We start from the raw sequence: 22166 nt of genomic DNA, 5'->3' as shown, positions 1-22166 counted from the left end.
AAACAGACCCGGAAACGCCGATCAACCGCAATTCACGCCCGGAACAACTCTCAAACCGTCAGAATGAAGAGGTTTCCGGAGGTGCCCAGGTCTATGGCCAGCCCTATCCCCAACCCGGCCGAGGAACCTTGTTCGAGGCACAGTTGCCCATTTTCCATGGGGGGCAGTTCGCCGGGACGGTGGTGGCGGTATTCTCGTTCGACGGCATGTTGGCCCATCACGTGCCGTGGTGGTTCGCCCAGACCTATCAGCTGGAAATCCTCGACGGCAACGGCGCGGTGCTGGCGGCGCGCTCCCAGGCTGGGGCGGCTCCCGATGGGTTGAGCCATCAATTGCGCTTCGAGCCGCCGGGGCAGGGGCTGGTGCTGGCGGCCACGGTCCATCGCAGTGATCCCCATCTGGTGCGCAATATCCTAGCGGCGGCGATTTTCGCCCTGGCCCTGTCGGCGGTGTGGAGCCTGTGGGCGTTGCGCCGTCACGTCCGGCGGCGATTGGCGGCGGAGCAGGCGCTGCGGGTCGAACACGCTTTCCGCAAAGCCATGGAGGACTCGCTGACGGTGGGCATGCGGGCACGCGACCTGGACGGCCGCATCACCTATGTCAATCCCGCCTTCTGTCACATGGTGGGCTGGAGCGCCGACGAACTGGTGGGCTCGATGCCGCCCATGCCCTACTGGCTCCCCGAGGACATGGAAAAGACCTATGCCCTGCATCGAGCGGTATTGCGGGGCGACGCGCCGCCGGACGGGTTCGAGATCGTGTTCCGGCGCAAGAATGGCGAGCGCTTCCACGCCCTGGTCTACGAGGCGCCGCTGATCGAGTCCGATGGTCGCCATACCGGCTGGATGGCCTCGGTGCTGGATGTAACCGAGCGCAAGAAGGCCGAGGAGCTCGCCCGCCAGCACCAGGAGAAACTGCAACGGACCTCGCGCCTGATCACCATGGGCGAGATGGCCTCGACCCTGGCCCACGAGTTGAACCAGCCGCTATCGGCCATCGCCAGCTACGCCACCGGCTGCCTCAACCGGTTGGCGGCGGGCGACGCCAAGGTCGAGGAACTGACGGCGCCGCTGACCAAGCTGGGGGTCCAGGCCCAGCGTGCCGGCCACATCATCCGGCGCATCCATGATTTCGTGCGCAAGAGCGACCCCCTGGTGGCGCCCTGCGCGCTGAACCGGGTGGTGGAGGGAGCCATGGGCTTTCTCGAGGCCGAGGCCCGCAAGCGGGCCATCCGGGTCGATCTGGAGCTGGATCCGCGTGACCCCCAGGTGGAGGCGGACCGTATTCTGATCGAGCAGGTGGTGCTCAATCTGGCGCGCAATGCCATGGAAGCCATGGGACAGACACCGGCAGCCGAACGGATATTGGACGTGACGGTGGAAAGCGCCGATGGCCTGGCCGTGGTCAGGGTTGCCGATCAGGGGGGCGGTATCGCCCCCGAGGTGGCGGAAAGCCTGTTCACCCCATTCTTCACCACCAAGTCGGAAGGCATGGGCATGGGACTGAACATCTGTCGCTCCATCATCGAATCCCATCGCGGGCGCCTGTGGTTCGAGCCCAATCCCGATGGCGGAGCCATCTTCCAGTTCACATTGCCGGAGAAGCTGTCATGACCGAGGGCGCGGTTTATATCGTCGATGACGACGAGGCCATCCGCGACGCGCTGGGCTGGCTGTTCCAGTCGCGGGGAATCCAGGCGGAAACCTTCGACTCCGCCGAAGCCTTCCTGGCGGATTGGACCGAGGACCGGCGCGGCTGCATGGTGCTGGACATCCGCATGGAGGGCATGACCGGGCTGGAGCTGTTCGAGCATCTGCTGGAGCGCGGCTCGCGCCTGCAGGTGATCTTCCTGACCGGCCATGGCGATGTGCCCATGGCGGTGGGGGCCCTGAAGAAGGGGGCGCGCGACTTCGTCGAGAAGCCGTTCAACGACAATGATCTGGTGGATCGGGTGATCGACGCCTTGACCTGGGTCGCCAAGCAACGCGAAAGCGAAGCCGACGCCGCATCGCTGGCCTCCAGGCTGGCGGCGCTCACCTTGCGCGAACGTCAGGTGATGGATCTGGTCCTGGCGGGCAAGCTCAACAAGGTGATCGCCGATGACCTGGGCATCACCATGCGCACGGTGGAGGTGCACCGCTCCCACGTCTTCGAAAAGATGGGGGTGCGGACCGCCGTGGAACTGGCGCAACTGCTGTCGCAGAAACGCGGATGAGATCGCCGCCGACCCTGCGGAGCGCCCTGGTCCTGCTCGTCATGTATCTCGCCCTGGAATATGTCGAGCATTTCCAGACCATGGAACCCCACGGCATGGTGCCGTGGGACCCGTCCACCGGCATCGGTTTCGCCGCCCTGCTGATGGGGGGGTGGCGGTTTGCGCCGATGGTGCTGATCGGCGAAGTCGTCGGCACCCACCTGTTCTGTCCCACCACAATCCCTTTATGGGAATTGCTGCTGGAAACAGCCGTCATGATGGTGGTTTGGGGCGGGGCGGCCCAGTTCCTGCGCCGCAGAATCAGAACCGATCTGTCCACATTCCGCGACCTGTTCACCGTGGTGATGGTGGCGGCCTTAGCCGCCCTGGTTCATTCGCTGCTGCAATTGGAAGAGCTTCTGGCGCTGGGCGAAATCACCGTCGCGAAGCTTATGCCGGTCATGGCGGCATCCTGGATTGGCGACATGGTCGGCGTCATGGTGGTGACCAGCGCCATCCTGGTGCTGCGCGATGGCATCCGGCTGCCTCCCCGGGCGATGTTGCTGGAAATTGCCGTACAGACGCTGCTCGTTGGCGCGATTCTCGTGCTCAACATCCAGCGGATGTCGGAAGGGGGGCTGCAGCTATTTTTCCTGCTGTTCCTGCCGGCCATCTGGGTTGCCTCGCGCTTCGGCCTGACGGGGGCGGTGCTGATCAACATGGTGATGCAGATCGGGATCGCCTTCGCCTTTGTCGCCGTGGTGTCCAATGTCCAGGCCATCACCGCCTACCAGTTCCGCATGCTGTCCTTGACCGTGTCGACCTTGTTCCTGGGAGCGGCGGTGACGGGGCGCCGTCGGGCAGAGGCGACCTTGCGCGATCACCTCGACCGGCAGGCCAGCTATGCCCGCCTGTCGACGGCGGGGGAGATGGCGGCGGCCATGGCGCATGAGATCAACCAACCCCTGGCGGCGGTCATGAACTATACCCGCGCGACGCAACGCCTGATGACCCAGCCTGACTGCGACCCCCAGAAAGTCCGCCAAGCCCTTGATGGCGTCGCCGCCCAGGCCGAGCGGGCGGGCAAGATCATCCAAAGCCTGCGCGATTTCATCGGGCGCGGCGAACTTGACCGCCACCCCCACGCCATCACCGATCTGGTGGCCGAGGCCATCGAACTGACCCGGATCGATTGCGACCGCCTGGCGGTGCGGATGGAGGTGGTGAACCACCTTGTCGGCACGATGGTGATGGTGGATGCGATCCAGATTCAGCAGGTGCTGGTCAACCTGATCAGCAACGCCGTCGATGCCTTGGCGGAGAGGGCGGGCCGACGCCGTCAGATCGTCATTACCCTTCGCGGCGGCGAGGACGGGGCGGTGGAGGTCTCGGTGTCGGATAGCGGCCCTGGAATGAGCGATGAACTTGCGGCCCGCCTATACCAACCATTTAATACGACCAAGACCTCTGGCATGGGCTTGGGCCTGTCCATAAGTCGTACTATCATAGAGGCGCACGGAGGTCGGCTGTGGTTGGCCGAGCGCGGGCGTGGCGGTTGCGTGTTCCGTTTCACCTTGCCCCGGGCAGAGGATTAGTTTCAGGCGGGTATGGGGATGGATGGGGCTGTAATTCATGTCATCGACGATGACCAGGGTGTTCGGGACTCATTGGTCATGCTGCTGGACTCGGCGGGTATGGTCAGCCGGGCCCATGCTGATGCCGAGAGCTTCCTGGCCACGACCGATCTGTCCCGGCCGGGATGCGTCGTCGCCGATGTGCGCATGCCGGGGATGAGCGGCCTGGATTTGTTGCGCTATTTCAATCAGCAAGGCCTGTCGATTCCCCTGGTGGTCATCACCGGCCATGCCCATGTGGCCATGGCGGTGCAGGCCCTGAAGGAGGGCGCCGCCGATTTCATCGAAAAGCCGTTCGAGGATACGGTCCTGCTGAACGCCGTCTCGCTTGCCCTGGACAAGGGGGCCAAGGCCTATCTCGACCGCCGTCGCCGCGAAGGTGTCAAGGCGCGGGCCGAGCAGTTGACCCCGCGAGAGCGCGAGGTCATGGATCTGGTGGTGTTGGGCCTGTCCAACAAGGCCGCGGCGGCGCAGTTGGCAATCAGCGTCCGGACCGTGGAAATCCACCGCGCCCGGGTCATGGACAAGATGGCGGCGGAAAGCCTGTCGGCACTGGTCCGCATGGCTCTCGATCTTGAGGATATGGGAAGTGCAAGCCCCGCGGCCGCCAGAGCGTGACGGGAGTTTTTTAGCGGCTTGAGTCCAGTGCTTGATCCAGGTCGGCCCATAGGTCGTCGACGGCTTCCAGCCCCACCGACAGACGCAGCAGATCGGTGGGAACCGGCGAGGTCGGCCCCTCGATGCTGGCGCGGTGTTCGATCAGGCTTTCCACCCCGCCCAGCGAGGTAGCGGGCTTCCACAGCCCGACCCTGGCGGCCACGGCCACGGCGGCGGCCTCGCCGCCCTTGACCCGGATGGACAGCATGCCGCCGAAGCCGCCGGTCATCTGGCGGGCCGCCAGGGCGTGGCCGGGGAAGTCGGGCAGGCCGGGATAGAGCACCTCGGCGACCCGGGGATGGGCGGCGAGCCGCTGGGCGAGGTCGAGGGTGCTACGGCACTGCCATTGAACCCGGGGAAACAGGGTGCGCAGGCCGCGTTGCAGCAGCCAGGCTTCGAAAGTGCCGAGAATGGCGCCGTTCTGGCTCTGCACCGCCTTGATGCGGTCCCAGTCCTCGTCCTTGCTGCGGGTGGTCAGGGTGCCCGCCACCACGTCGGAATGGCCGTTGAGGTATTTGGTGGCGGAATGCATCACCAGATCGGCGCCCAGTTCCAGCGGCCGGGTCAGCACCGGCGTTGCCACGGTGGAATCCACCGCCAGCCTTGCCCCCGCCCGGTGCGCCAGTTCGGCGATGGCGGCGATGTCGCTGATCCCCCACAGGGGATTGGCGGGGCTTTCCAGCCAGACCAGCCGGGTGCGGCTGGGCTTCAGGGCGGCGCGGACGGCGTCCAGGTCCTCGGCGTCGACGCCTTCCACCTCCAGGCCCCAGCGGCTGGCGAAGCCGAGCAGCCAGGACCGCAGCCCCCAATACATCACCCGGGGCACCACCACATGGTCGCCGGGGGACAGGGACAGGAAGACGGCGGTAGCCGCCGCCATGCCCGAGGCGAACAGCAGGGTCTGCTCGCCGCCCTCCAGGGCGCTCAGCAACTCGGCGGCGGCGTCGAAGGTAGGGTTGTCGGCCCGGGCATAGACCCGCCCGCGCCCATAGCCCAGATCGGCGTCGCGGCGAAAGGTGGTGCTGGGATGCAGCGGCGGGATCAGGGCTCCCGTCGCCGCGTCCTCATGCCCTAGGGCGGTGGCGGCCAGGGTCTCGGGCCGCCGGGGTGGCACCTCAGCCATGGGCGGCGACGGCCAGGGTCAGCTGCGGCGGCTTGGCCAGGGTCTGGAACACCACGCAATAGCGTTCGGTCAGCTTGGTCAGCTGGTCGATGCGCTCCTGCGGCTCGGTGGTGTCGAGGTCGAAGCGCAGGCGGATCTGGCCGAATCCCACCGGGGCGTCCTTGGCCACCCCCAGGGTGCCGCGGAAGTCCAGGTCGCCCTCGGCCGAGACGCTGCCGCCCTTCAACTCGAAGCCGATGGCGGTGGCCACCGCCTTCAGGGTCACCCCGGCACAGGCCACCAGCGCTTCCAGCAGCATGTCGCCGGAACAGGCCTGCATGCCGCTGCCGCCGGTGGCGGGGTGCAGACCGGCCTCCACCAGGGCGCGGCCAGTATCGACCTTGCAGGCGATACCTTCCCCGTCCAGTTCACCCTTGGCCTTCAGGGTGATTACCGCCGTAGCGGGGTCGACTTTGTACTTGTCCTTGATGGGGGCTTGCAGGGCGCGCAGGTCATCGGCGTTCATGGTGGTCTCCGTTCTCCGTTCCCGTCACCCCCGGGCTTGACCCGGGGGTCCGTGGATGCCCGGGTCACGTCCGGGCATGACGATGTAAAGGGGGATTCAACTCGACTCGGGCAGACGTTAAATGGCGGCGGCGGGGGAGAGTTCCTCGCCCCCCGGCGGCCGTGACGCATGGTCCAGTTCCGCCAGCAACTTGTACTTCCATTCCTGGAATTCGTGGTCGAGGCGGTCGCGCGGCCGCGCCAGATGGGGCGTCACCTCGACCCGGATTCGGCCGGGATTGGGCTGCATCACCACGATGCGGTCGGCCAGCACCAGCGCCTCCTCGATGTCGTGGGTCACCAGGATCATGGTGGGGCGGTCGTAATGCCACAACTCCAGCAGATGGTCCTGGAGATCGGCACGGGTCAGGGCATCCAGGGCACTGAAGGGCTCGTCAAGCAGCAAAACCTGCGGCCGTCCCACCAGGGCGCGGGCCAGGGCGACCCGCTGGGCTTGTCCCCCCGACAGCTCGCGTGGCCAATGACCGGCATGGGAAGCAAGGCCCACCCGTGCCAGGGCCTCATTGATGCGGCTCTTCTGCTCGGAGGCGGGCAGGTGGCGGATGCCGAAGCCCACATTGTCGTCGATGCTCAGCCATGGCATCAGCCGGGGTTCCTGGAACACCATGCCGATTTCTGGACGCGGCGCGGTCAGCGGCGTGCCGTCCAGGCTGGCGCGGCCCGAAGTCGGGGCGTCGAGACCGGAGATCAGGCGCAACAGGGTGCTCTTGCCGCAGCCCGAGCCGCCGACGATGGCGAGAATCTCGCCCGGCGCCACCGACAGGCTGAGGCCTTCCAGGGCCAGCAGGCCGTTGGGATAGCGCTTGGACAGGGAAACGAGGTCGAGCATGGGCCTACTCCGCGGGCTTGAAGCTGTCCTGCCAGCGCAGGGCGCGGGCGGACAACAGCGCCAGCAGCCAATCCGTGGTCTTGCCCAGGATGGCGAAGGCGGTGATGGAGGCCAGGATGGTGGCGGGCCGCCCGGTCTGCTGGCCGTCCACCAGCAGGAAGCCCAGGCCCTCCTCGGCGCCCATGAATTCGGCGGCGACCACGAACATCCAGCCGAGGCCGAGACCGGCGCGCAGCGAGACGATATAGGAGGGCAGGGTGGCGGGCAGCAGGATGCGGGTGATCATCTCGCGGTGGGAGAAACGGAAGATGCGTCCCACCTCCACCAGCTTGCGGTCGACGCCCAGGATGGCGCTGGTCAGGGCGAGATAGATGGGGAAGAACACGCCCACCGCGATCAGGATCACCTTCGAGGTCTCGAAGATGCCGAACCACAGGATAAACATGGGCACCCAGGCGATGGAGGGGATGTTGCGCAGCGCTTGCAAGGTAGGGTCCAGCAGGCGGCGCGCCAGGGTCCAGTAGCCCGACACCGCGCCCAGTAGGGTCCCCGCCGTCACGCCGAACAAGAAGCCCAGCGCCACCCGGTGCAGGGTGGCCCACAGATGGCCGGGCAGGGTGCCATCGACGCCCAAAGCCCACAGGGTGGCGAAGACCTTGGACGGCGTCGGCAGCAGGCGGCCATCGGCCCAGTGCAGCGCCACCGCCACTTCCCAGCCCAGGGCGAGGCCAATGGGGAGAATCAGCCCCAGTCCACCGCGTCCGAGGGAGGCGAAACCCCCGCCGCCAGAGGCGACGGGGGCGTTTTCCTGAAGATCACTCACGAAGATGTCCTTACTTCACGCCCAGCTTGGTCACGAAGGAGGAGTCTACCAGGGCGGCGGCCACCGAGGGAACATTCACGTCGGCGGCGATGACACCTTCCTTCTGCAGGGCGATGCCGGCGGCCTCGATGGTCTTTTGCTGGCGTGGGCCGATGGCGGCGGTGGACAGGTCGGTGCGCTCCAGCTGGCGGGCGGCCACCGCCTCGGTCAGCTTGGCCGATTCGGCGATGATCTTCTTCAACTCGTCGGGATTGGCGATGGCGTGGGCGCGAGCCTTCTCATAGGCGCCGATCACCTTGGCCACCAGCTCGGGATGAGCGCTGGCGAAGTCCTCGCGGGTGTTGAGCACGCCCCAGGTGTTGATCTCGGCGTTGCGGTAGAACAGCTTGGCGCCGTCGTCGACCTCGGCCTGGGCCATCAGCGGGTCGAGACCGGCCCAGGCGTCCACGTCGCCCTTCAACAGGGCCAGCTTGCCGTCCTGGTGCTGCAGCAGCACCACCTTCAGGTCCTTCTCGGTCAGGCCGTTCTCGGCCAGGGTGCGCAGCAGGAAGATGTGCGGATCGGTGCCGCGGGTGGCGGCGATGCGCTTGCCCTTCAGGTCGGAGACCTTCTGGATCGGGCTGCCCTTGGCGGCGACCAGGGCGGTCCATTCCGGCTTGGAGTAGACATAGACCGACTTCACCGGATTGCCGTTGATGCGGGCGAGCAGGGCGGCGGCACCGGCCGACGAGCCGAAATCCAGGCTCTTGGCGTTGAGGAATTCCAGCGCCTTGTTCGAGCCCAGCGACAGCACCCACTTGACCTTGATGCCGTCCTTCTTCAGCTCTTCCTCAAGCCAACCCTTGTTCTTCAGCACCAGGCTGACCGGATTGTAATAGGCGTAGTCCAGGGTCAGTTCCTCGACCTTGTCGGCGGCCTGGGCCTTGCCCGCCGCACCCAGGGCGATCAGGCCCGCCATCACCGTCCGGGCAACCTGCTTGGCACTCCACATCATCGGCTCTCCTGTTAATACAGCGTTTCCATGTTGATATACGTTATACAACACAAAGTCTATAGATAAATGCCTTTGTCGGCTTTGCGGCGCTGGACGATGTCGTCCACCACGCCGGGATCGGCCAGGGTCGAGGTGTCGCCAAAATTCTGGAAATCGTCGGCGGCCACCTTGGTCAGGATGCGGCGCAGGATCTTGCCCGCCCGGTTCTTGGGCAGGGCCGGGGCCCATTGGATGATGTCGGGGCTGGCGATGGCGCCGATGCGGGCGCGGACGCTGTCCTTGATTTCCCGGCGCAAATCCTCGGTGGCGGGAATGCCGTCCTTCAGGGTGACATAGGCGAAGACGCCCTGGCCCTTGACCTCGTGGGGATAGCCCACCACCGCCGATTCCGCCACCGCCGGATGGGAGGAGATGGCGCTTTCCAGCTCCACCGTGCCCAGCCGGTGGCCCGAGACATTGATGACGTCGTCGACCCGGCCGGTGATGCAGTAATAGCCGTCCTCGTCGCGCAGCACGCCGTCGCCGGTGAAGAACAGGCCGGGGAAGGGGGCGAAATAGGTGCTGATGAAGCGGTCATGGTCGCCCAGGATGGTGCGGGCCTGGCCGGGCCACGAGCCCTCGAAGCACATATTGCCCTCGCCGGGACCGTCGATCACCCCGCCCTGGGCATCGACCACCCGCGGCGTGATGCCGAAATAGGGCTTGCCCGCCCGGCCGGGCTTGTTGGCTACGGCGCCGGGAATGGGGGTCAGCAGCACCGCCCCGGTCTCGGTCTGCCAATAGGTGTCGACGATGGGGCAGCGGCCGCCGCCGATCACCGTATGGTACCAGCGCCAGGCTTCGGGATTGATGGGCTCGCCCACCGATCCCAGCACCCGCAGGGTGGACAGGTCGTGTCGGCGCACCGGTCCGTCGCCTTCGCGCATCAGCGAGCGCAGTGCGGTGGGGGCGGTATAGAAAATGTTGACCCGGTGACGTTCGATGATGGACCACCAGCGCGAGGAATCCGGCCAACTGGGCACGCCCTCGAACATGACGCTGGTGGCGCCGTTCAGCAGCGGGCCGTAGATCTTGTAGCTATGGGCGGTGACCCAGCCCACATCGGCGGTGCACCAGAAAATGTCGCCCTCATGCCAGTCGAAAATGGTCCGCCACGAGGTCCCGGCATGCACCAGATAGCCGCCGGTGGTATGGACCAGCCCCTTGGGCTTGCCGGTGGACCCCGAGGTATAGAGGATGAACAGCGGGTCCTCGGCCCCCATTTCCACCGGCTCGCACCACGGCGCGGCGGCGGCCAGGGCCTCGTGGTACCAGACGTCGCGGCCGGGGGTGAAGGGGACGGCGCCGTCCGAGCGTCGCACCACCACCACATGGCGGATGCTGGGCTGCCCGGCCACCGCCTCGTCGGCATTGCGTTTCAGCGGCACCGTGCGGCCGCCGCGATAGCCCTCGTCGGCGGTGATCAGCAGCTTGGCCCCGGCATCCTCGATGCGGCTGGCCAGGGATTCGGCGGAAAAGCCCGAGAAGACCACCGAATGCACCGCGCCGATGCGCACGCAGGCCATCATGGCGATGAAGGCTTCCGGGATCACCGGCAGATAGATGGTGACCACGTCGCCCTTGGCAATGCCCAGGCCGCTCAGGACATTGGCCAGGCGGTTGACCTTGTCCGAAAGCTCGCCCCAGGTGACGGTGCGGCTGTCGCCGGGGCGGTCGCCCTCCCACAGGATGGCGGGAATGTCCGCCTTGGCGGGCAAATGGCGGTCGACGCAGTTGACCGAGGCGTTCAAGGTCCCATCGGCGAACCAGCGGATGCGCAGGTCCTCGGGGTCGAAGCGGGTATCGCTGACCTGGGTGAAGGGCCGCATCCAGTCGAGGAAGGCCGCCTGCTCGCGCCAATAAGCCTGGGGATCGGCCACCGAGGCCGGATACAGGCGGTCATAGGCGGCGGCGTCCACATGGGCGCGGGCGGCGAAATCGGCGGGAACCGGATAAAGTTCGGACACGGTCGGGGCCTCATTGTTCCGAGGGCGGGAGCCCGCAATCTGCGCCCTGTCTCCGATATTTCACAATTGCATTGCGTGCATGGCGGCAGTCACGAGATAAACAACAATGTGCACATGTTGTATTGGCCGGGGATGCGTGGTCTCGCGCCCCCTGCTAGACTGCGCACCCCCATTCAGCCGAGGTTCCTCCATGACCGACCGTGCCCCCCTGTCCTACAGCGACGCCAAGCTGCGGCGCATTCTCGCCAGCGTGCGCACCATCGCCCTGGTGGGGGCCAGCGCCAATTGGAACCGCCCCAGCTATTTCGTCATGAAGTATCTGCAGACCAAGGGCTATCGGGTGATTCCGGTCAATCCCTCCATCGCCGGGCAGGAAATCCTGGGCGAGGCGGTCAAGGCCAGCCTGGCCGAGATCGGTGAGCCGGTGGACATGGTCGAGGTGTTCCGCCGCTCCGATCAGGTGGGGCCGGTGGCCGACGAGGCCATCGCCGTCGGTGCCAAGGTGCTGTGGATGCAGTTGGGGGTGCGCAACGACGAGGCCGCCGCCAAGGCCGAGGCCGCCGGTCTGGAAGTGGTGATGGACCGCTGCCCCAAGATCGAATACGGCCGGCTGGGGGGCGAGTTGGGCTGGAGTGGCGTCAATACCGGGCTGGTGCAGAACCAGGCGCCCGAGGCGCCGCGCCGGGCCGAGCGCAAGGAGCGCGCCCTGCCGCCCCGCAACCTGACCTATGGCTTCGAGACCATGGCGGTCCATGCCGGGGCGGCGCCCGACCCGGCCACCGGGGCGCGCATCACCCCTATCTACCAGACCTCATCCTATGTGTTCGAGGATGCCGAGCAGGCGGCGTCGCTGTTCAACCTGCACACTTTCGGCAATATCTATTCCCGCCTGACCAATCCCACCGTGTCGGTGCTGGAGGAACGGGTGGCGACCCTGGAGGGCGGCCGGGCGGCGGTGGCGGCGGCCTCGGGCCATGCCGGGCAGTTCCTGACCTTCTTCACCCTGCTGGAGCCGGGCGACGAGTTCCTTGCGTCGCGCAACCTCTATGGCGGATCGCTCACCCAGTTCGGCCTGTCCTTCCGCAAGCTGGGCTGGACCTGCCATTTCGTCGACCCCAGGGACCCGGGCAATTTCCGGAAGGCGCTGACGCCCAAATGCAAGGCCATCTTCGTGGAAAGCCTGGCCAATCCCGGCGGCATCGTGGTCGACCTGGAAGCGGTGGCCGCCGTGGCCCACGAGGCGGGCATTCCCCTGGTGGTGGACAACACCCTGGCGACGCCCTATCTGTGCCGCCCCTTCGAATGGGGCGCCGATATCATCTGCCATTCCACCACCAAGTTCCTGGCCGGACACGGCAATTCCTTAGGCGGTGTGGTGGTGGAATCGGGCAAGTTCGACTGGGCCCAGAACGACAAGTTCCCCTCCATGACCAAGCCGGAACCGGCCTATCATGGCCTGACCTTCTACGAGACCTTCGGCGATTTCGGCTTCACCACCAAGGCCAGGGCGGTGGCGCTGCGCGATTTCGGCCCGTCCATGGCCCCCATGAACGCCTTCCTGACCATCACCGGCATGGAGACCCTGGCGCTCAGGATGGAACGCCATGTGGCCAATGCCGCCAAGGTGGCCGAATTCCTCGAAGCCCATCCCAAGGTGGCCTGGGTGTCCTATGCCGGGCTGAAATCCAGCCCCTATCGCGACCTAGCCGCCAAATACCTGCCGAAGGGGGCGGGGTCGGTCTTCACCTTCGGGGTCAAGGGCGGCTATGACGCGGGCATCAAGGTGGTGGAATCGGTGCGGCTGATCTCCCATCTCGCCAATGTGGGCGATACCCGCTCGCTGATCCTGCATCCGGCCTCGACCACCCATCGCCAGCTTTCGGACGAACAGCGTCTGGCCGCCGGGGCGGGGCCGGATGTGGTCCGCCTGTCGGTGGGGATCGAAACCGCCGACGACATCATCCGTGACCTGGATCAGGCGTTGGCCGCCACCTGAAGTGTGGTGAGCCCCATGATATCCAGGGCCGGATGGGGCGAACGGGGGCGTTGCAACAGGGATTCCAGCTCGGCCGGGGGCAGGGGACGCGAGAAGTAGTAGCCCTGCACCACGGCGCAATCGGAATTGCGCAGGAAGGCGAACTGGCGCTCGTTCTCGACGCCCTCGGCCACCAGCCCCAGGCTCAGGGCGTTGGCCATGGCGATGATGGCGCGGATGATCTCGATATTGTCCTGGTTGTGCTCGATATCCATCACGAAGGCGCGGTCGATCTTCAAGGTGGTGATGGGCAGGCGGCGCAGATAGGACAGGTTGGAGTAGCCCGACCCGAAATCGTCGATGGCGATGCCGAAGCCCCGGTCGCGCAGCCGCTGCAACAGGGCAATGGCCTTTTCCGGGTCGTGCATCAATGTGGTTTCGGTGACCTCGATCTCGATCAGGTGGGGTGGAATCCCGGCGGCCTCCACCGTGGCGATGATGCCGTCCAGGTCCTTGTCGCGGCGGAAGTGACGCGGTGACAGATTGATGGCCACGGGAACGTCGCCGAAGCCCTTGGCGCGCCAGGCCTTGATCTGGGCGCAGGCCTGGTGCAGCACCCATTCCCCCACCGCCACGATCAGGTCGCTTTCCTCGGCCAGGGGAATGAATTCGTCGGGCTGGATCAGCCCCTCGCCGGGGCGACGCCAGCGGACCAGGGCTTCCACTCCGGTGATGGCACCGTTGGCCGAGGCGATCTTGGGCTGATAATGCAGCTCCAATTGGCCGGCGGAGATGGCGTGACGCAGCGCCATCTCGATGTCGAGGCGGCGGATGGCGCGGGAATTCATGGCCTGGTCGAAGAAGTGGAAGGTGTTGCGGCCGCGTCCCTTGGCCTCGAACAGGGCCATGTCGGCATTCTTGATCAGGGTGGTGGCGTCGGTGCCGTCCTGGGGATAGAGGCTGATGCCGATGGAGACGCCAATGCGCAGCAGATTGCTGTCGAGATGGATGGGAACCCCGATCTCCTCGATCAGCTTCTCGGCCACATTGGCGGCCTCGCCCGCCGATTCCAGTCCTTCGACCACGATGACGAACTCGTCGCCGCCCCAGCGGGCGATGGTGTCCATGGAGCGGATGATGGCGCTCATGCGCTCGGCGGCCATGCGCAGCAGGGTGTCGCCCTGCTTATGCCCCAGGGTGTCGTTGATCACCTTGAAGTTGTCGATATCGGCGAACAGCACGGCGATGGAGCGGTTCTGACGCTCGGCCACGGCGATGGCGTGGCCGATGCGGTCTTCCAGCAGGCGACGGTTGGGCAGGCCGGTCAGGCTGTCGTGATAGGCCATGCGGTGGATGTCCTCGGTCCGCTGGCTGATTTCGTCCAGCAGGCGGTTATAGGCGCCCACCACTTCGCCGACCTCGTCGCCACCTTGCCAGACCAGGGGGTCGCGGGTCATGACATTGGCATTGTGGCGGAGCGAATCCCGCAGGCGCCTTAATGGTTCAGCCACCAGACGGCGCACGCTGAGCAAGGTCATCCCCCCCAGCAGCACGAAGGACAAGGACAGCACCAGCAGCCCGGCCGAGCGCTGAGACGCCAGTTCGCGCCGAATCCGGCCGTCATGGAAGCTGACCTCCAGCCGACCGATGGAATAGGCGCCGCCAACGGCCTGCTGCACCAGCGGAACCGCCCGTTTGAGCACCTGCTGGTGCCCATCGGAATCGCGGCCGCCCGCCGAGGCGACCAGATGGCCATCGGCGTCGAACACGGCGGCGACCATCAGTTCGGGAACCTCGCCATAGGCGGCGAACAGCCGGTGCACCGTGGTCTCGTCGAATTCCCACAGCGGTTTGGTCAGCGATGCCGCCTGGGTGACGGCGAAGGCGTCCAGGCGGGCTTCCAGCGCCGACAGCCGCTCGCGGGTGCTGAAGCGCTCGAAGGCCAGGAACATGATCACCGCCCCCAGCAGCATGCAGGGCAGGACCACCAGCAGCAGCTTACTTCCGATGCCGAGGCTGGGCAGGCGGCGAAGAATCATGCTCATGGCGCGCCTTCCTTTCCGGTTGTGCTGGAATGCTTGACTTCGGCCATGCGGCGGCGGGCCTGTTCCAGGTCCTTGACCATGGCCAGTTGGCCATTGTCCGAAGCGATGAAGCCGGACAGGTCCAGGCGTTTCAGCGCGGCCTGCTCGGCGGCCATGACGTCCACCGACTTGTGGACGGCGGGGCGGCCGTAATCCAGGAAGAATGCCTTGACCTGGGCCTTGGCCTCGGCGGGAAGGGAGGATCCCCACAGCAGTGGATCGGCGGGAATCAAGGGCGAGCGCCAGATGACCCGGAAGGCGTTGGCCAATTCGGGTCGACGGCGCAGCAGTCCGTCGAGATGGACGCTGGCGACGGTGGCGGCATCGGCGCGGCCTTCCAGCAGCGAATGGACATTGTCCTCGTGGCTGCCCTGGATGACCCGCTTGAATACCCGGCGGGGCTCGATGCTGCGACTGGCAAACAGGTAGTGGCCGGGTACCAGGGTTCCCGAGGTGGAATTGGGATCGCCCATGGCCAGGGTCAGCCCGGTCGCCTGGGCTATCAAATCGTCGGCACTGGCCAGCGACGACGAGGTCCGCACGATCAGGGTGCTGTAATAGCCGCCGAGGCCGGATGGATAGACATGCTGGGCGAAGACCTCGGCGCCCGCGTGGTCCACCGCTTCCAGAGCCGCCTTGTTGCCCAGCCAGGCCAGTTGGGCGCGGCCGTTGCGCAGAGCCCAGATGGCCCCGGCATAGTCGGCGGAAACCTCGGCGACCACGCTCCGGCCGAGATGGCAGGCCAGCGCGTCGAGCACCGGCGTCCACTTGGCCTGAACCTCGCTGCTGGCCTCGGTGGCGATCAGGGCGAAGCGAAGCGGTGGCGCGGGCGCGTCGGCGGCCAGCGCTCCGGTTTTCAGTCCCGCCAGCGCCAGGGCACCAGCCGCCAAAGCGAAAATGCCGCGGATTAGCATTGCGAAGCCCTTCCTGCGCTCTCTCGGCCATATGCCGCAGTGCACAATAGCGCTCGACCCGGCTCGGCGGTGTTAATGTTCGGTTATTTTGAAGTGACAGAGGCGTCCGAAGCCAGCACCACCACCGCCAATTTGTCGGGAGCGGATTTGGCTTCCTTCTTGCGCGATGCGATGGCAGACGAGATGTCGTCGGCGCTGACCTCGCGATTGCCGGGCGGCAGCACCAGCAACACCGCGCTGGCCGACAGCAGCGGAAACGACTTCACATGGCCCTCGCGGTCCTGGGCGGTGATGCAGCGCCGCTGGCGGGCTTCGGCGTCATAGAAGCTTTCGGCGTCCGAGGTGAACTGGCGGATCAGGTCGCCAATGGCGGTGGCCGCCTCGGCCTCGCTGGCGCCCTTGAGGCCGACGAAGAAGTCGTCGCCGCCGATATGGCCCAGGAACCAGGTCTGGGGGTCGGCCGCCTTGCGGCACAACTCGGCGAACAGCAAGATGGCGCGGTCGCCCTGGCGGAAGCCGTAGGTGTCGTTGAATGGCTTGAAGTTGTCGAAGTCGATATAGGCCAACACCGCGCCCTCGCCATCGGCGATGCAGTCGTTGACGTATTCGGTGATGACCACGTTGCCGGGCAGTTTGCTCAGGGGGTTTTCATCACGGGCCCGCGCCAGGGTCTTTTCGTGCATGGCGCGGATCAGCGAGCGGGCGGTCAGGAAGCCGCGATAGACCATGTGCTCGGACAGCAGGATGCCGTCGGCCTTCTCGGCGGCGGCGAAAATGGACAGCATGCGGTCGAGCGGCGTGGTGATGTCGGCGATGGGGCAGCGCACCACGAATTCGCGCAGGCGGCGGCCCAGGGCCTTGTTGGCGATCAGATCCTTGCCATAGGCGGAATAGGCGTAATTCTTCATGTCGCTTTCGCGCACGATGCCCAGCGGGCGGCCGGTGGCGTCCACCACCGGCACATAGGCATTGTCCGGCGAACGGGCGAAGCGGTCGAACATGTCGCGCAGCGGCGCGTCCACCAGGATGGCGGGGACCTGATCCATCTGCTGGATCACCCATTTCTGGTCGATCTGGCGTTGGCGGCGGTCCTCGCGGGCCAGGGCATCCACATGCTCATAGCTTCCCCCCAGGCGGTCGGGGGCTTCCTGGGGCGGGCTGATGAAATAGCCTTGGATCAGGTCCAGGCCCAATTCGCGGCAGACGGTGAGATCGCGGCCGCTTTCGACCCCCACGGCGATGACCTCGATACCCAGGGTGTGGGCCATGCCGATCACCTGGGCCAGCACCACCCGCTTGCGGGCCTCGGTATCGATACCGGCGATCAGCGAACGGTCGATCTTGATGAAGTCCGGATCGCAGCCCGACAGCAGGCTGAGCGAGGCGGCGGCGGCTCCGAAGCGGTCAATGGCCAGCATGCCGCCCTGGCGCCGCATGGTCTTGGCGGAATAGACCGTCGGCGCCTCGCCCTGAGGCAGGGCGGAAATCTCGGTCACCACATGGGGGAAAAGGGGTTGCAGCAACTGCCGAGTCGCCTCCATGACCTGGTCCAGTTGCCCGACGGCGCGGGCATCCAGGTTGACGAACAGGGCGGATTGAGCCACCGCGGGATAACAGCGGGCCAGATCGGCGATGCGGGTGCGGACGGTGATTTCCAGATCGGCCAGCCGCCCGGCGGCATGGCAGGCCCCCAGCAAATCCTCGATGGACTCGGCGCCATAGGCTTCCCAACCGCGCAGCAGGGCCTCGTGTCCGAAGCACAGGCCGGAATGGACGTTGACGATGGCCTGGAGGGCCACCCGGATACCGGAGAAGTCGGTGCTGCTGTCGATGGCCGGGGGCATGGAAAGGGACTTTTCGGTGCGACGGAACGGATCAACGAACGGGCGTGGTATCGCGACGCGGGATTATACCGCCGCGACTGTCGCGGGGCACTCGCCACGGCCGACTGAAACAAAAGAATCATCCAGGCGTCACGATTCGTCGGTAGCCCGCTGATGAACGCCTTCGGCTTGAAGGCGCAGGGTCAGGGCATCGAGCCGGTCCAGCGGCAGTTCCGAGAACAGGTCGACCCGGCGGCGGATCATGCGCACCACCTCGGCGATGCGGGAACTGCGCTCGGCCAGTGAGCCGGTATCCAGGTCCGGGCGCGGAATCGGCCAGGGGACCACCACCGGCGCGCCGGGCAGGGGGGCGCCGATGCTGCAGGCCTCGTGGGGTTCCGTCAGGGTGAAGACGAAGTCCATGTGAGGGGCGCCCGCCGGACGGAAATCGTCCAACGGGACCGGGGTCAGCCCCTCGGCCGGGGCTCCGGCGGCCCGCAGCGCATCCAGGGTGGCGGCGGGAACCGCCGTGCTGGGCGCGATGCCGGCGCTGAAGGCGCGAAAGCCTCCGGACGGCCGGGCATTGAGCAGCGAGGCGGCGATGGGGGCACGGACGGTGTCGTCGTCGCAAATGAAGAGGACGTTGAAGACCTTATTGGGAATGGCCATGGCTTCGGCTCCCCTGAGGCTGTACGCAAGGGGAGTATAGGCTGTTCAAAGCCGGATGAATGTTATGGTTTTCCTAAGCCTGCGGACGGCGGTCTTGGCGTCGCGGGGGACGATGATACCGGTCGGCGCATGAGATGATCCGTCATCCCGACGACCATCGGGCGGAGGGATCTCTCTCTGGACCGCTGGTTCCAAGCCGGAATAGCCGTTCCAGGATGAGATACCTCGCTGCCGCTCGGGATGACATGACGAGGCGGATCACGCGCTAATCGTGCTTCAGCAGGCCGTTGACCCGGGTCACGGCATCGCGGGCGGCGGCCACCAGGCCTTCGCGGGTAACGATGGCGGCGGGTGTGCGCAAGGTGATCTCGCGGGCGCGGTCCAGCAGATCGAAGGCTTGGGACAATTCACGATCGGCGGTCATCAGGCGGGCCCAGTTTTCCATTTCTTCCTCCCCATGATCACGGAGAATCCTCCGTCCACATCCCCTCGCATGGGAGGGGATGTCGCGTAAGCGATACGGCAGCAGGCAACCGGAATCGGCTGCGCGACCGCGGCTTACGGCCTAGTGCTGGTCATGGATGCGGCGTCGGGGAAAGTGCCCAGAACACGGGTCACCAACATGTCCACCTCCCTTTCGGGTACCGGCCCACGGTGGCCGGCTCCTCCAAAAAGGACGCGATCGTCGTTGCATAACCTCGGATGGGCCATCGGCACGTGCGTGTGCGTCACTGAACTGAAATATACCGCAGCTCCGGGGGGGCGACAATCCCCAGAAGTGTTACATTTTCAACGGGTGGCGGGGGCGATGGTGGCGACGGCCTGCTTGTCGGTCTTGAACACATGCTTCATCAGCCAGTCGCGCAGGAAGGTCATCATGTCCATGCTGAGCGTGGCCTTGCCGAGGCGGAAATCCTCGGCAAAGCTTTTGACCTTGGCCAGGAGGTCTCGATGGAAGCGGCGATGTTCCTCCAGTGAGTCGAGACCGCCCTGCTCCCAGATGGCTTCCTCTCGCGCGAAATGACGGGTGGTGTAGTCGGCGAGCCGGTCCAGGATGGCACCCAGGATATCGCGCCCCTTGCCCGCGATCATGGCCTCGCTCAGTTCGTTGACGGTCTCGACCAGCAGCCGGTGGTCCTCGTCGATGACCGGATGGCCGGTCAGCCAGGCTTCGCCCCATTTCAAGCTGGGGGCGCCGTCCTGGACTCCCAGCAGGAAGTTATCGACCATGGCGCGCAGGATTTCCGACTGCCCCGTCATGCGCACCGAGCCTTCCAGCATGGTGCTGGCCGAGCTGCGCATCTGCGCCGCCTCCTTGACCACCCAGTTGATGGACGAGGCCACCATGGTGGTTCCCTGGGCGGCATCCTGGGCGGCGCGGGAAATCTCGCGGGTGGCGGCGCCCTGTTCCTCGACGGCGGCGGCGATGGTGCCAGAGATTTCGTTGACTTTTTCCACCGAGGCGGCGATCTCGCGGATGGCGCCCACCGCCGACTCGCCTGCCGCCTGGACCGCGGCGATCTGGCCGGCGATTTCATTGGTGGCGCTGCTGGTCTTGTCCGCCAGTTGCTTGACTTCGCCCGCCACCACGGCGAAACCATGGCCGTGCTCGCCTGCCCGAGCGGCTTCGATGGTGGCGTTCAGCGCCAGCAGGCGGGTCTGCGAGGCGATGGTCTGGATGAAGGTCACAACCGCGCCGATGCGCTTGGACGCCTCGAACAGCGATCGGACGATGTCGTCGGTGCGGCTGGCGGTCTTGGACGCCTCCACCGCCACCTTCGAGGCCTCGTTGACCCGGGCGGAAATCTCGTCGATGGAATAGGCCAGCTGTTCGGCGGCAGCGGCCATGGCCTGGACACTGGCGGTGGCGGCACCGGACGAGTGGTCCACAGCCTCCATCTGCTCCACGGTCTGGCTGGCGAAGCTGTCCATCTCGCGGGCCGAGGTCTCGGCATCGGCGGCCGAGCCCGCCACGGTCCCGATCACGGCGGAGACGTCGGAATCGAAAGCGGCGATCAGGGCGTCGAGCTTTTGCCCCCGCAATTCCTTGGCGGCCTGCTCGGCTTCCTGGCGCACCCGCAATTCTTCCATGGCCAGGGCGTTGTCACGGAACACCCGCACCGCCTTGGCCATGATGCCGACCTCGTCGGCGCGATGGACCCCGGGAATATCCGCCAGATTGTCGCCATCGGCCAGGCGGCTCATGGCTTCTTCCATCAGCAGCACCGGCCGCCCGATGGATCGGGCCGAAATCAGCCCCACCAGGATCACGGCCAGCAGGGCAAGGCTGCCGATCACGGCGATGACCAGACCGACCTGGGACCGGGTTTGGCCCTGACGCTCATTGGCCTCGGCCACGCCCACATGGGCCATGGTGGAGAAATCCTGGATGCGCGGCTGCAGGGCCTCGAACAGGCTGCGCAATTTGGCGATCTCGGTCTCCTGCTCCAGATGGGCGGCGCCATAGGCGGCCATGTCCGCGCTATAGGCTGTCGCCATGGCGCGGAAGTCGTCCTTGGTGGAGTTGGCGATGGCGGCGGCGTCGATGGCGAATTCGAACTGGCTGGCCAGACCCCGGCTTTTTCCCAGATACGAGGCATCCTGATAGATCATGAAGTTCTTTTCGGCCTCGCGCAGGCGCAGCATGCGGGCCTTGAGGTCGTCGGTATTGGGCCAGAGCGCCAATTCATCCTCGATGGCCTTGACCGAGGCGCGCAGCTTGCCCCGCAATCCGTCGCTCTCCGTCAGGCCCAAGGTGGTGGTCAGCGCCACAACCTTGCCGAACTGGGCGTTCACCTCGGCCAGGGCGTGGTCCAGGGCGGCGATCTCGTCGTGGTGCTCGGCGGCCACGGGCGAGGCCTTGATGGCGGCCAGGGCGGCGGTGACAAGGTAGTACTGGGTATCGAATTCCTCGGCGAAACGGGCCTTGCGCTCGGCGGTCAGGCCGTTCGCATCGGTCTGCATGGTCAGCGCGCCCGCCCGGATGCCGGACGAAAGTTCCAGCAGCGACTGGTATTCCATCTGATCATTGAGGGCGCGGGAGATGCTGCGCTCGCCGAGGCCATAGGCGGTTCCAACCAGCACCCCGGCGGCTAGCACCACGCCGATCAAGAGGGAGAAGCGGGCCTGAATGCTGATGTCGCGGAACCAGGGCACGTCACCGGTCTGCCACCATGCCAGCGGCTCCGCCGCCAGCGCCCGCCATCTGCTGGCGGCCCGGCGCGCCCAGACTCCATTGCGCCAGGAAGACCAATCAACCTTGCGCCAGAGAGGTGTCGCGTAAGCCGCTTCGGCAAATTCCGTCATATCCACGCACCACCGTTGCCGCCTGCCGGAGGTCCGGCACAGGCGTTCATGAGCCAAGCCAATCGGCGGCGGATTATGGCGGGGTCGGCGGATGAGTCCGCTTGAAGCTTTGGTGAATAAGATGTCTCAGTCTTGTTGCAGTCCGGGACTGGCAACCGACAAGGGGGGCGGTCCAGATGCAAAGCCAAAAAGCGCCATGACCGAAGTCATGACGCCAGGCGTAAGGGCGAGCAGGGCAGGGACGGCCGACGCGATGCTGCCGGCCGAAGGAGCCTGTGCTTAGAAGCCTTCGCGCTCGAGGCGCTTGCGCTCGAGCTTGCGGGCGCGACGCACCGCCTCGGCCTTCTCACGGGCACGGCGCTCGGACGGCTTCTCGTAATTACGGCGAAGCTTCATCTCGCGGAAAACCCCCTCACGCTGCATCTTCTTCTTGAGCGCCTTCAGGGCCTGATCGACATTGTTGTCACGAACGAGAACTTGCACGTTGCGCCACCGCTCCTCTACGCTGAAAAGACCCCCTTCGCACGGCAGACCTGCCGTTCGGGAGGTGGGTTGATAGCACAGGGCGGTG

The 22166-nt window shown here is 66.0% G+C and carries 18 protein-coding genes; 5 read left to right on the top strand and 13 right to left on the bottom strand.

Annotated features, from left to right (window positions below; all coding sequences use genetic code 11):
* The 4 genes from A6A04_RS18330 to A6A04_RS18315 form a co-directional block, all read left to right on the top strand.
* Window positions 1-1613 (top strand): sensor histidine kinase (locus A6A04_RS18330; RefSeq protein WP_156612682.1); only part of this gene is annotated, 1613 nt, incomplete at its 5' end.
* Window positions 1610-2215, top strand: coding sequence for a response regulator transcription factor (locus A6A04_RS18325; RefSeq protein WP_068495463.1), 606 nt, complete (start codon window positions 1610-1612; stop codon window positions 2213-2215). The genes A6A04_RS18330 and A6A04_RS18325, both read left to right, overlap by 4 nt.
* Window positions 2212-3789, top strand: coding sequence for an ATP-binding protein (locus A6A04_RS18320; protein WP_068495461.1), 1578 nt, complete (start codon window positions 2212-2214; stop codon window positions 3787-3789). Before A6A04_RS18325 ends, A6A04_RS18320 begins: the two co-directional genes overlap by 4 nt.
* Before the next feature lie 12 nt (window positions 3790-3801).
* Entirely contained in the window at window positions 3802-4446 is a 645-nt protein-coding gene (locus A6A04_RS18315) for a response regulator transcription factor (protein WP_322096825.1), read from the top strand.
* Window positions 4447-4456: 10 nt separating this feature from the next.
* Here A6A04_RS18315 and A6A04_RS18310 read toward each other — a convergent pair whose 3' ends face one another.
* The 6 genes from A6A04_RS18310 to acs form a co-directional block, all read right to left on the bottom strand.
* The gene (locus A6A04_RS18310; protein ID WP_068495458.1) at window positions 4457-5608 is read right to left on the bottom strand and encodes a trans-sulfuration enzyme family protein; all 1152 of its coding nucleotides are present in this window, start codon (window positions 5606-5608) and stop codon (window positions 4457-4459) included.
* Window positions 5601-6113 carry an OsmC family protein gene (locus A6A04_RS18305; protein WP_068495456.1) on the bottom strand — a complete coding sequence of 171 codons (513 nt, stop codon included), beginning with the start codon at window positions 6111-6113 and terminating at the stop codon, window positions 5601-5603. The genes A6A04_RS18310 and A6A04_RS18305 overlap by 8 nt, the downstream gene beginning before the upstream one ends.
* Window positions 6114-6230: 117 nt before the next feature.
* On the bottom strand, window positions 6231-7001 hold the full coding sequence (locus A6A04_RS18300) for an ABC transporter ATP-binding protein (protein WP_068495454.1): 771 nt from the start codon (window positions 6999-7001) through the stop codon (window positions 6231-6233).
* Window positions 7002-7005: 4 nt separating this feature from the next.
* Window positions 7006-7824 (bottom strand): ABC transporter permease, encoded by an 819-nt coding sequence (locus A6A04_RS18295; protein WP_068495452.1) that lies wholly within the window; start codon window positions 7822-7824, stop codon window positions 7006-7008.
* Window positions 7825-7834: 10 nt separating this feature from the next.
* Entirely contained in the window at window positions 7835-8818 is a 984-nt protein-coding gene (locus tag A6A04_RS18290) for an aliphatic sulfonate ABC transporter substrate-binding protein (RefSeq protein WP_245651283.1), read from the bottom strand.
* Window positions 8819-8874: 56 nt separating this feature from the next.
* Complete coding sequence (gene acs / locus A6A04_RS18285) at window positions 8875-10824, bottom strand: acetate--CoA ligase (RefSeq protein WP_068495450.1); 1950 nt, start codon at window positions 10822-10824, stop codon at window positions 8875-8877.
* 190 nt (window positions 10825-11014) lie between these two features.
* Between acs and A6A04_RS18280 the strand changes: the two genes are divergently transcribed.
* Complete coding sequence (locus A6A04_RS18280) at window positions 11015-12820, top strand: O-acetylhomoserine aminocarboxypropyltransferase (protein ID WP_068495448.1); 1806 nt, start codon at window positions 11015-11017, stop codon at window positions 12818-12820.
* On the opposite strand, the gene A6A04_RS18275 is transcribed toward A6A04_RS18280, so the two are convergent.
* The 7 genes from A6A04_RS18275 to rpsU all read right to left on the bottom strand — a co-directional run bounded on the left by A6A04_RS18275 (window position 12799) and on the right by rpsU (window position 22078).
* Window positions 12799-14844, bottom strand: coding sequence for a putative bifunctional diguanylate cyclase/phosphodiesterase (locus A6A04_RS18275; RefSeq protein ID WP_068495446.1), 2046 nt, complete (start codon window positions 14842-14844; stop codon window positions 12799-12801). The genes A6A04_RS18280 and A6A04_RS18275 overlap by 22 nt on opposite strands.
* The gene (gene phnD, locus A6A04_RS18270) at window positions 14841-15797 is read right to left on the bottom strand and encodes a phosphate/phosphite/phosphonate ABC transporter substrate-binding protein (RefSeq protein ID WP_068495444.1); all 957 of its coding nucleotides are present in this window, start codon (window positions 15795-15797) and stop codon (window positions 14841-14843) included. Before phnD ends, A6A04_RS18275 begins: the two co-directional genes overlap by 4 nt.
* An 83-nt stretch (window positions 15798-15880) precedes the next feature.
* On the bottom strand, window positions 15881-17641 hold the full coding sequence (locus tag A6A04_RS18265) for a GGDEF domain-containing protein (protein ID WP_068495443.1): 1761 nt from the start codon (window positions 17639-17641) through the stop codon (window positions 15881-15883).
* 129 nt (window positions 17642-17770) lie between these two features.
* Entirely contained in the window at window positions 17771-18289 is a 519-nt protein-coding gene (locus tag A6A04_RS18260) for an arsenate reductase/protein-tyrosine-phosphatase family protein (RefSeq protein ID WP_068495441.1), read from the bottom strand.
* A gap of 265 nt (window positions 18290-18554) precedes the next feature.
* Window positions 18555-18734 (bottom strand): hypothetical protein, encoded by a 180-nt coding sequence (locus tag A6A04_RS18255; RefSeq protein ID WP_068495440.1) that lies wholly within the window; start codon window positions 18732-18734, stop codon window positions 18555-18557.
* A 344-nt stretch (window positions 18735-19078) separates the two neighbouring features.
* The gene (locus A6A04_RS18250) at window positions 19079-21595 is read right to left on the bottom strand and encodes a bacteriohemerythrin (RefSeq protein WP_082915043.1); all 2517 of its coding nucleotides are present in this window, start codon (window positions 21593-21595) and stop codon (window positions 19079-19081) included.
* Between the two features lie 279 nt (window positions 21596-21874).
* Window positions 21875-22078, bottom strand: a complete 204-nt coding sequence (rpsU, locus tag A6A04_RS18245) for a 30S ribosomal protein S21 (protein ID WP_002726599.1) — start codon at window positions 22076-22078, stop codon at window positions 21875-21877.
* Window positions 22079-22166: the final 88 nt, after the last annotated feature.

Origin of the sequence: Paramagnetospirillum marisnigri (genome assembly GCF_001650715.1) — a bacterium.
Taxonomy (GTDB): domain Bacteria; phylum Pseudomonadota; class Alphaproteobacteria; order Rhodospirillales; family Magnetospirillaceae; genus Phaeospirillum; species Phaeospirillum marisnigri.
The sequence above is the reverse complement of the archived record's forward strand: the minus strand, read 5'-3'. Positions and strand labels throughout refer to the sequence as shown.